Annotated in this window: 11 protein-coding genes, 1 tRNA gene, 1 other RNA gene and 1 pseudogene; 5 read left to right on the top strand and 9 right to left on the bottom strand. The window is 71.9% G+C overall.

The genetic code is table 11. The features are described 5' to 3' along the window. Both E1284_RS15020 and ffs read right to left on the bottom strand, forming a co-directional pair. A partial coding sequence (locus tag E1284_RS15020) for a DNA polymerase III subunit gamma and tau (protein WP_131939689.1) occupies positions 1-1,214 on the bottom strand: 1,214 nt, incomplete at its 3' end. A 39-nt stretch (positions 1,215-1,253) separates the two neighbouring features. Beyond that, an RNA gene (gene ffs / locus E1284_RS15015) (signal recognition particle sRNA small type) lies at positions 1,254-1,349 on the bottom strand. 59 nt (positions 1,350-1,408) lie between these two features. Between ffs and E1284_RS15010 the strand changes: the two genes are divergently transcribed. The 3 genes from E1284_RS15010 to E1284_RS15000 all read left to right on the top strand — a co-directional run bounded on the left by E1284_RS15010 (position 1,409) and on the right by E1284_RS15000 (position 2,387). After that, positions 1,409-1,753: a DUF952 domain-containing protein gene (locus E1284_RS15010; RefSeq protein WP_131939688.1), complete on the top strand. Its 345-nt coding sequence runs from the start codon at positions 1,409-1,411 to the stop codon at positions 1,751-1,753. Positions 1,754-1,763: 10 nt separating this feature from the next. Then, a tRNA-Ser gene (locus E1284_RS15005) sits at positions 1,764-1,848 on the top strand. Between the two features lie 230 nt (positions 1,849-2,078). Next, positions 2,079-2,387, top strand: coding sequence for a type II toxin-antitoxin system VapB family antitoxin (locus E1284_RS15000; protein WP_131939687.1), 309 nt, complete (start codon positions 2,079-2,081; stop codon positions 2,385-2,387). Here the strand turns inward: E1284_RS15000 and E1284_RS14995 are convergent, their stop codons facing one another. The 7 genes and pseudogenes from E1284_RS14995 to upp form a co-directional block, all read right to left on the bottom strand. After that, positions 2,388-3,638 (bottom strand): CynX/NimT family MFS transporter, encoded by a 1,251-nt coding sequence (locus E1284_RS14995; RefSeq protein ID WP_131939686.1) that lies wholly within the window; start codon positions 3,636-3,638, stop codon positions 2,388-2,390. 67 nt (positions 3,639-3,705) lie between these two features. Next, a complete protein-coding gene (locus E1284_RS14990) occupies positions 3,706-4,398 on the bottom strand; it encodes a FadR/GntR family transcriptional regulator (protein WP_131939685.1) in 693 nt (230 codons plus the stop codon). A gap of 146 nt (positions 4,399-4,544) precedes the next feature. After that, a complete protein-coding gene (locus E1284_RS14985) occupies positions 4,545-6,029 on the bottom strand; it encodes a helix-turn-helix transcriptional regulator (RefSeq protein WP_131939684.1) in 1,485 nt (494 codons plus the stop codon). Between the two features lie 416 nt (positions 6,030-6,445). Continuing rightward, positions 6,446-6,955, bottom strand: a pseudogene (locus E1284_RS14980) (PH domain-containing protein); the annotation flags it as partial. Positions 6,956-6,962: 7 nt separating this feature from the next. Beyond that, positions 6,963-7,121 (bottom strand): hypothetical protein, encoded by a 159-nt coding sequence (locus E1284_RS41470; protein WP_165965273.1) that lies wholly within the window; start codon positions 7,119-7,121, stop codon positions 6,963-6,965. A 90-nt stretch (positions 7,122-7,211) separates the two neighbouring features. After that, entirely contained in the window at positions 7,212-7,469 is a 258-nt protein-coding gene (locus E1284_RS14975) for a hypothetical protein (protein ID WP_131939682.1), read from the bottom strand. Between the two features lie 196 nt (positions 7,470-7,665). Beyond that, the gene (upp, locus tag E1284_RS14970; RefSeq protein ID WP_131939681.1) at positions 7,666-8,304 is read right to left on the bottom strand and encodes a uracil phosphoribosyltransferase; all 639 of its coding nucleotides are present in this window, start codon (positions 8,302-8,304) and stop codon (positions 7,666-7,668) included. A gap of 84 nt (positions 8,305-8,388) precedes the next feature. Between upp and E1284_RS14965 the strand changes: the two genes are divergently transcribed. Both E1284_RS14965 and E1284_RS14960 read left to right on the top strand, forming a co-directional pair. Beyond that, positions 8,389-8,739: a hypothetical protein gene (locus E1284_RS14965; RefSeq protein ID WP_131939680.1), complete on the top strand. Its 351-nt coding sequence runs from the start codon at positions 8,389-8,391 to the stop codon at positions 8,737-8,739. Positions 8,740-8,894: 155 nt separating this feature from the next. Continuing rightward, entirely contained in the window at positions 8,895-9,380 is a 486-nt protein-coding gene (locus tag E1284_RS14960; RefSeq protein WP_131939679.1) for a tRNA adenosine deaminase-associated protein, read from the top strand. The last annotated feature ends 1 nt before the right edge of the window (position 9,381 follow it).

The raw sequence follows: 9,381 nt of genomic DNA, 5'->3' as shown, positions 1-9,381 counted from the left end.
GAATTGGTCGCCGCGGCCGCGCCGCCCGCCTGGGGCGGGGGGGCGAAGCCGCCTTGGGAGGCCTGGCGTTCGAGGCGGTCGAGGCGGGCGAACATCGAGGATTCGTCGTCGTAGGCCGCCGGGAGCAGGATGCGGGCGCAGATCAGTTCCAGCAGCAGCCGCGGGGACGTGGCGCCGCGCATCTCGGTGAGGCCGGTGTGCAGCAGGTCGGCGGCGCGCGTCAGCTCGCCCGGCCCCATCGAGGACGCCTGGCGCCGCATCGCCTCCAGCTCGTCCGGCGGGACGTTCAGCAGCCCCGTCCCGCCGGCCTCTGGGACGTTCGACAGGATCACCAGGTCCCGGACGCGTTCCAGCAGGTCGGCGGTGAACCGGCGCGGGTCCTGGCCGCTCTCGACCACCCGGTCGACGGCGGCGAAGACGGCGGCGCCGTCGCGGGCGGCGAAGGCCGCGATGACCTCGTCCAGCAGAGCGGAGTCGGTGTAGCCGAGCAGCGAGACGGCCCGCGCGTAGGTGATGCCCTTCTCGTCCGACCCGGCGAGCAGCTGGTCCAGGATGGAGAGCGTGTCGCGGGCGGAACCGGCCCCGGCCCGCACCGCCAGCGGCAGCGCGGACGTCTCGTAGGGGACGTCCTCGGCACGCAGGATCTCCTCGACGAGCTCCTGCAGTACGCCGGGCGGGATCAGCCGGAAGGGGTAGTGGTGGGTCCGGGACCGGATCGTCCCGATGACCTTCTCCGGCTCGGTGGTCGCGAACACGAACTTCAGGTGCGGCGGCGGCTCCTCGACGAGCTTCAGCAGCGCGTTGAAGCCCTCGCGGGTCACCATGTGCGCCTCGTCGATGATGTACACCTTGAAGCGCGCCGCCACCGGCGCGAAGAAGGCGCGCTCCCGCAGGTCGCGGGCGTCGTCGACACCGCCGTGGGACGCGGCGTCGATCTCGATCACGTCGATGTGGCCCGTCCCGGACGGGCCGAGCGCGACGCACGAGTCGCATTCGCCGCACGGGTCGGGGGTCGGCCCCTTCTCGCAGTTCAGGGAACGGGCGAGGATCCGGGCGCTGGACGTCTTGCCGCAGCCGCGCGGACCGCTGAACAGGTACGCGTGGTTGATCCGGCCGTTGCGCAGCGCCTGCTGCAGCGGCTCGGCGACGTGCTCCTGCCCCTTCAGCTCGGCGAACGTCGCTGGCCGGTACTTGCGGTACAGCGCCAGACTCATCGGGGGTCCGCCCTCCTGGAGTAGCAGAGCGTCGCAAACGAAAGGGACCCCCCGCACACCCGCCAGAGCCTGTTTATCCTTGCTGCCTTCCGGCCCTGGGGAGGTTCACAGGATGACGCCATGCGAGGGGTCTGCCCAGAGTCTATGTCATCCCGGCCCCTGGATTGCCACGCTTCCCGCGTAGTCTGCGCCTCATGTCCGCCGCACCCCAGGACGCGCTCCTGCACATCGCCGAACGAACCCACTGGGAATCCGCCCGTGCCGCCGGTGTGTCGTACACCATGTCCACGCTGGGCCGGACGCTGGACGAAGAGGGCTTCATCCACTGCTCGTCCGACATGGCCCAGGTGGACGGCGTCCTCGGCCGCTTCTACACCGGCATCAAGCGGGACGACCTCGTCCTCCTGGTCATAGACGTGTCCCAACTGGACGCCCCTGTCCGCTACGAGCCCGCCGGCGACGACGTGTTCCCCCACGTCTACGGCCCGATCCCGGTCTCCGCCGTAATCGGTGTCAGGTCACTGCCCGGGAACCGGTAGGCTTTCCCGTGGAGGATTCGCCTAGTGGCCTAGGGCGCACGCTTGGAAAGCGTGTTGCGTGCAAGCGCTCGCGAGTTCGAATCTCGCATCCTCCGCCGCACCGAGGCCGGTGCCCGCAACGGGCACCGGCCTTTCGCGTTCCCGCACCGTGCCGCCGCCTGCACCAGATCCCCCCTCTCCCGCCACCACGCCGGGGCGGCGGACGGAAGTTAGTGACGGGCGGGTTGAGCTGGGATGTAACTGGTTTACCGAATGAGGCAACTCGAGTGACACGTGTTGTTGCGTTGCCTTCTCCGGCCGGAGGGCGACGCCGTAGACTCGAAGGGTGATCTTCAAGGCGGTAGGTGACGGAAGGCCCTATCCGGACCACGGGTTCTCGTCCCGTGACTGGGCCAAGATCCCGCCTCGCCAGGTACGCCTCGACCAGCTCGTCAGCACCAAGCGCGAGATGGACCTGCAGTCGCTGCTCTCGAAGGACTCCACGTTCTACGGCGACCTGTTCCCGCACGTCGTGCAGTGGCGCGGTGAGCTCTACCTGGAGGACGGCCTGCACCGGGCGCTCCGGGCCGCGCTGCACCAGCGGCAGGTCCTGCACGCGCGCGTCCTGGACCTGGACGTCGTCGACATGTCCTGATCAGCGCGTGCGGGCGGGCGCCAGCGCGCGGGCACGCTCCGCGGGACGGGTCCGCGGACGGGCCGGGCGGACGAACCCGGGCCGCGCCGCGAGCAGCCCGAACACCACCTCGGGCACGACCAGCGCGAGCAGCAGGCCGAGGGGGACGGCCCAGCCGCCCGTGGCGTCGTGCAGCACCCCGACCGCGAGCGGGCCGACGCCGGCGAGGAGGTAGCCGCCCGTCTGCGCCATCCCGGACAGCGCCGCCGCCGCGGACGGGCTCGGCGCGCGCAGGCTGAGCAGCGTGTACGCCAGCGGGAACGCGCTGCCGGTGCCGATCCCGAGGACGATCGCCCACACCCAGCCGGCGGACGGGGCGAGCAGCAGCCCGCCGATGCCCACGACCATGGTGACCGCGACCGCGACGATCAGGGGGCGCTGGTCGGGCAGCCGCGCGGCGAACACCGGGACGGCGAAGCCCAGCGGGATGCCGGTGATCAGCATGACCGACACCATCATCCCGGCGGCGGCGGGCGCGAACCCGGCGTCCCGCATGATCTCCGGCAGCCACGACATCAGGACGTAGAACATCAGCGACGTCAGCCCCATGAAGACGGCGACGTACCAGGCGACGCGGGAGCGCAGCAGGGAGCCCTCGCCGCGCGGGGACGTGACGGGGGCGGTCGGCGCGCGCCGGCCGCGGAGGGCGAGCGGCCCCCACACGAGCGCGGCGACCAGCGACGGGACGGCCCAGACGGCGAGTGCGAGGCGCCATCCGCCGGCCTCGTCCAGCGGCACCGCGAGCCCGGCCGCGACGGCCCCGCTGGTCGCCATGAGCATCATGGCGAGGCCGGTGAGGGAGCCGACGCGGGACGGGAACACGCGCTTGATCACGGCCGGCATGAGGACGTTGCCCAGCGCGATCCCGGCGCCCGCCAGGACCGTTCCAGCGAACAGCGAGAGCGGCGACTCGACCACGCGCAGCACGATCCCCGCCGTGATCATGACGAGGGATCCGGCGATGGCGGTCTCGGTGCCGACCCGCCGCGCCACCACCGGCGCGGCGGCGGCGAAGACGCCGAGGCACAGCACCGGCAGCGTGGTGAGGACGCCGACCTCGGCGCCCGACAGCCCGAACGCGTCCCGCAGTTCGCCGAGCACCGGGGCCATGCCGGTGATCGCGGCCCGCAGGTTGACCGTCAGCAGCACCAGCCCGACGAGTGACCAGACGGCCGTCGCGCGGGAGACCGGAGTCGTCGCAGAAGTACTCATCTCACCTTGCTCGTCACATCGATCCCGGCGGTCGAACGCCGGGCGGTACCGGGGGAATCGGGGCCGGTCAGGGCTCGGCGGGGCTCGCGACCGGCGCGGTGGAGGCGAGGATCTGGTCCAGGCACGCGTGCGTGGCCCGGCTCGCGGCGTCGGCGTCGCCCGCCTCCACGGCCGCGGCGATGGGGCCGTGCGGGACGTCCGCGTGCTCCAGCAGGACGCCCGCGGCGCCGATGCTGGCCCGCAGCGCGGCGCTGAAGCCGCGGTAGAGGTCGGTCAGGACGCGGTTGTGGGTGGCCTCGACGACGGCGGTGTGGAAGGCCAGGTCCGCCTCCACGAACGCGGCGTGCTCACCGGCCGCCCAGGCGGCGTCGCGGCGCGCGAGGGCGACCGCGATGGCGGCGATGTCGGCGTCGGTGCGGCGGCCGGCGGCGAGCCGCGCGGCCTCGACCTCCAGCCCGCGCCGGACCTCCAGGATCTCGACCAGCTCCGCCGTCTCCAGGCGCCGCCGGACGGCACCGGACAGCTCGCTCGTCGCCCGGACGTAGGTCCCGTCGCCCTGCCGGCTCTCCAGCAGGCCCGCATGCGTGAGGGCGCGGACGGCCTCCCGGACGGTGTTGCGCCCGACCCCCAGCGTCTCCGCCAGCACCGGCTCGGGCGGGATCTTCGCGCCGACCGGCCAGTTCCGTCCGACGATCTCGCCTCTGAGCTGCTCGATCACCTGGTCGACCAGCGACGACCGCCGAGCCGTGCGCAACGTCATCCCGAACCTCCGGTCAACCAGTCATCCTACGTTTAGGTTAAAGCAAGATCGGGCTCGTCTTGTTCCCTCTCAATGGGGACATGCGTCACAACGCACACCGCCCGGTCGGGGGGTGCCACGTTGAGCACGCGACAGCAGGGGTGAGGTCAGAGGCCGGGGTCGTCGTGGGGCCCGTGGAGGGAGTGCGCTCGGGCACCGGGCGGCGTGGACGTGATCTGGGACGCGGAGAGCCCGGCGGCCTGCAGGGCCTGGCGGTAGGCGTTGGCCGCGCTCTCGGTGTCCTGGACGAGTTCGTACAGCTCGCCCAGTTCCCTGAACAGGTGTGCCGCCGGACGTCCCGGAGGAAGGGTCATGAGCTGCTCGGACGCGGCCCGCAACACGACCTGGGCGGCCATGCGGTCGCCCTGGGCCACGCGTGCGCGCGCGAGGACGAGCCTGGCCAGGACGGTCTTCTGCGTCCGCACGGCGAGGTCGCCGCCGGGCTGCGGAGTCACGGTGTGGTTGCTGGTCGGCGCGGCCAGGGCCATACCGGTGTTGAGGAACTGCTCCAGCGTGGCGATGGCGTCGTCCAGCTCGCCCATGAGCACCAGTGCGCGCGCCTTGGCGATGGTGCTCTCGGTGGACTCGTCGCCATCGAGGTCGTCCGTCGCCTGCAGAAGCTCCAGGGCCTCTCGCGCGGCCTCACGCGTGCCCTCCGGCCGCGGGTTCTCGTACCCGAACTCGGCGGACGCCACAGCCCCCGGAGGCGCGATGGCAGAGAACGGGAGGACGCCCCTGAGCAGCGCCTTGGCCCCGGCCAAGGCGAGACGCGCACGGCTCTGCACGGGACTGGCGTCGGTACGCGCTGCCAGGGCCTGGTCGGCGAAGTACAGGGAATCGCCGACGGTCCCCTCTTCCAGCGCCCGCATGCTGGCCCGCTGGTAGTGGACGCTCACCAGCTCGTCGTCCGCGGACTGCTCCGGGTGCAGGAGGCGCCGTCCGAGCTCGTGTGCGCGCGCGGGATCGGAGCGATCCACGTAGGCGAGGAGCAGGATCCGGCCGGCCTCGGTGAACTCGTGGCCCACACCGAGTTCGAGCTGTTCGAGCCGCTCGACGGCGCGCTCGCCGAGCGCGATCGCCTGCCCCAGGTCGCCGACGGCGTGGTAGCACCTGGCCAGCGCGATCACCGGCGGCAGCCAGCTGGCTCGGCCCGGGTCGCGTTCGGCCTGCTCGCGCAGCTCCTCGAACAGCGCGATGGCGGCGTCCGTCCGGCCCAGCTCCTCCAGGGCGCGGGCGCGGCCCCAGCGGGCCCGGGACGTCAGGTCGGGGTCGTCACTGCGCGCGATCACCTCGTCGAACCCGGCCTCGGCGGTGGCGGCGTCGCCGCGCAGCAGCGCGAGGTGGGCGTGCCGCTCCCGCACCTCCAGGTGGGCGCGCTGCTCCGGCTCGACGCCCTCCGCGAGGTACTCCGGGGTGCAGCCGAGGCGCTCGGCCAGCATCCGCAGGACGGTCGGCGTCGGCGTGCGCTTGCCCGACTCGATCAAAGAGATGTAGCTGTCGGAGAGGTCGTGACCGGCGAGCTGTGCCTGCGACAAGCGTCTGGTCAGCCGCAGGTTGCGGACACGTTCTCCGACGTTGCCTGGACCCGGCATGTGGACTCACTTAGCGGAAGTAAACAGGCGGCTGGGGTGCCGACATGATTGCACATTGCGCGTTATGGCACATCGAGAGCAAGGAAGCGGGGTACGGACGCCGTCCGGCCCGACCCGTCCGGCTCGAACCGCGCGCACGCTCCCGGATCGCGGTGGGCGCGCCGGTCCGTGCCGTGGAATGTCCGGCGGTCGCGACGTCTGTCACCCCGCAGACGGTAGCCGACCGAGCGCCCAAGATCTCGGACACCGCCGATATTGACCACTCCGCCGCGCTTTCCGGCCAGCCCGCTCTGCGGCGGGGAGCTTCGCGGTCAGAGGTCGGCGTCGGGGCCGGAGGAGGTGGGGACGTCGTCCGGGCGCCTGGGCAGGCGCCGGGGCGGGGGGTCCGGGAGCTTCTGCTCCGGGGGCTCCGGGTTCTTGTTCGGGAAGATCATTTCGCAGACTTCGAGGTACAACTGCTCCGGATAGGGCAGGAAGGGCACGTTGGTGAGCGCCTGGTCCTGGCCGGCGGATTCCAGCACGAACTCGCCGTAGCCGAGCATGCGTCCCGCGATCGTCCGCTTGAAACTCATGTCGGTGACCTTGGCCAGCGGCATCATCGCGACCTTGCGGGTGATCAGGCCGGTGGTGAGCAGCATCCGCTGGTTGGTGATCACGAAGTAGTCGACGGACCACTCGGCGACCCGCCAGACGAACCAGGCGAGCAGGATCAGCCAGCCCCACCAGATCCAGCTGATGACCGTCCCGGCATCGCTGGCGACGGTGTTGCTCAGGAGCCCCGCGATGATCAGGCCGCCGAGGACGAGCCCGACCGGGACCATCAGGATCGCCGGATGCCGGCGCACCGTGATGACCTGGTTCTCGTGCGGGAGCAGGTACTTGTTGACCGATGCCGGCGCGGAGTCTCCCGGAGTGACGAGCCTCATCCCGGCCTCAGGCGAGCGCGTTGACGAAGGTGGCCAGGGAACCGGCGGCGGAGGCGATCCCGTTGGCGGCGCTCTCCACCGACTGGGCCGCGCCGTCCGGCTGCTTGATCACGTAGAACGCCACGAAGGCCGCCGCGGCCCACGTGATGTACTTCTTTGCGGGCACGGCTGCCTCCCGGAGCGTTGACCCACGGACCCCGGTTCAGTTTCGCACAGCCCGCCCTACCGGCAAAGCAAGGGCTGTGGCGCGTCCGGTCTAGGGAGCGTTGTCCAGCGAGGAGCGGCTCGCCTTGCGGCGCTTCTCGGCCGCGACGGTCGCGAGCACCTCCAGGTGGCGGCGCGCGATGCGCTCCACGAAGTCGGGCGGCGCCGACCCGGTGACCTCCTCGGCGCCGTAGCGCGCGGCGGAGACGCACCGGTCCACCGTGTCGGCCCCGTGCACCCCGTCGAACTCCTCGGTGAGCCGCTCGCCGATCGCGGCGTAGCGCGGCAGGTCGTCCCCTTGGTGAGCCATGATGATTCCCCCGGACTCGCTCGCACCGCCCGGTCCGAAACGGTCCCCTGTGCCGGGACGGCGGAGGGAACGCGCACTCGCGTTCCGTAGGGGCTTGGTACCCCGTGCGCCCGTGAACGAACATCGCAGGTCACGTCCGGTACCGGGCCGTGACCTGCCGGCCGCGGCGCCGTGACCCGCGGCCGCCGGGGCGTGGTCAGACGACGCCGTACAGGCGGTCCCCCGCGTCGCCGAGGCCGGGCATGATGAAGCCCTGCTCGTTGAGGTGCGAGTCGATCGCGGCCGTCACCACCTTGACCGGCGCCGAGATGTCGGCGAACGCCTGCTCCAGGTACTTCAGCCCCTCCGGCGCGGCGAGCAGGCAGATAGCGGTGACGTCGTCGGCGCCGCGGTCGAGCAGCAGCCTGATCGCGGCGGCGAGCGTCCCGCCGGTGGCGAGCATCGGGTCGAGGACGTAGCACTGCCGTCCCGACAGGTCGTCCGGCAGGCGGGTCGCGTACGTCTGGGCCTGCAGGGTGCCCTCGTCCCGGATCATGCCGAGGAACCCGACCTCGGCGGTGGGGAGCAGCCGCGTCATGCCGTCCAGCATCCCGAGGCCGGCGCGCAGGATCGGGACGACGAGCGGCTTCGGGCTCGCCAGCTGGACGCCCCGCGCCTCGACGAGCGGGGTCGCGACGGTCGCCTCCGCCACCCGGACGTCGCGGGTGGCCTCGTAGGCGAGCAGGGTGACGAGCTCGTCCGCCAGACGCCGGAAGGTGGGGGAGTCCGTGCGGACGTCACGCAGGGTGGTGAGCTTGTGCGCGACGAGGGGGTGGTCGACGGCGAGGGTCTGCATGGGGTCACCGTAGCCCAACCGGCCCGCCCGGCCGGACCCTGCCGATCTAGGATAGGACGCCGCTGAGCTGGGCAGTATGGCGGTATGAACAGCGAGAGCGATCACGAGCCGAGGGGGCCGGCTCCCCCCGCAGAACCCGCCGCTCCCGAGCCTCCCGAACCTCCCGAAAGCGCTGCTCCCGCCCCGTCCGCCGAGAACGCGCCGCCGTCCGCGCACGACGAGGTGACCGATGTCACACCCCCGGACGACCCGCCGCGGCCGGGCCCGCAGGGCGACATCTCCCCCGAGGAGGTGCGCGAGCACCTGCGCCGCCGGGCGATCTTCCTGCGCGAACTGGCGGAGGCCCGCGAGCTGCGCGCCCGGGTGACACCGCATCGGTCCCGCCGGGCGCGGATCCACGCGCAGCTGCGCCGCCGCACCTTCCGCATCAATTGATGCGGATTGGATAGGTTCGTGGCGCCAGGTACCAGTAAGCGGTGCCGCTTCCCGGGCTCGGCCCGGGGTGCGGCGCCGAGTTTGACGGTGGGGCACGCGAGCGCGCGCCGCATCTGCGACCATGCCCTGGCAGGAGACGTGCCGGTGGGGTGGAAATGACGGATGTGGACGCGGCGGACTTCGCCGTCGTGGTGTATCGGGAAGACGAGAGCTGGGAGGCCGAGATCCTCCCGGTCGCGCTGACCGAGGACCTCGCGGGGATGATCCATGCCCTGCGCCAGCAGCCGAGCCTCGGCGGCACGATCGGGCTGGTCTCGGTCGGCGACGACTTCTTCGTCGCGATCCGCCTGCTCGGCGACGACGTCATGGTCTTCCTGTCGGACGTCACGGCGTCGGTCGACTGGCCGCTCGCCGGCCAAGTCCTGGAGTACCTGGACATCCCGATCCCCGACGACGAGGAGCTCGACCAGGTCCTCCCGGTCGGCGACATGTCGATCTTCACCGACCTCGGGCTGGACGAGATGGAGCTCGGCGCCATCTCCGGCGACCTGGAGCTCTACCCGGACGAGATGCTGCTCAGCATCGCGGGCCGCATCGGCTTCGCCCCCGCCTTCGAACGCGCCCTCGACGCCGTCCCGTGAG

This window comes from Actinomadura bangladeshensis (assembly GCF_004348335.1).
In the GTDB taxonomy this organism is placed as follows: domain Bacteria; phylum Actinomycetota; class Actinomycetes; order Streptosporangiales; family Streptosporangiaceae; genus Spirillospora; species Spirillospora bangladeshensis.
This window is presented reverse-complemented; position numbering and strand designations above follow the sequence as displayed.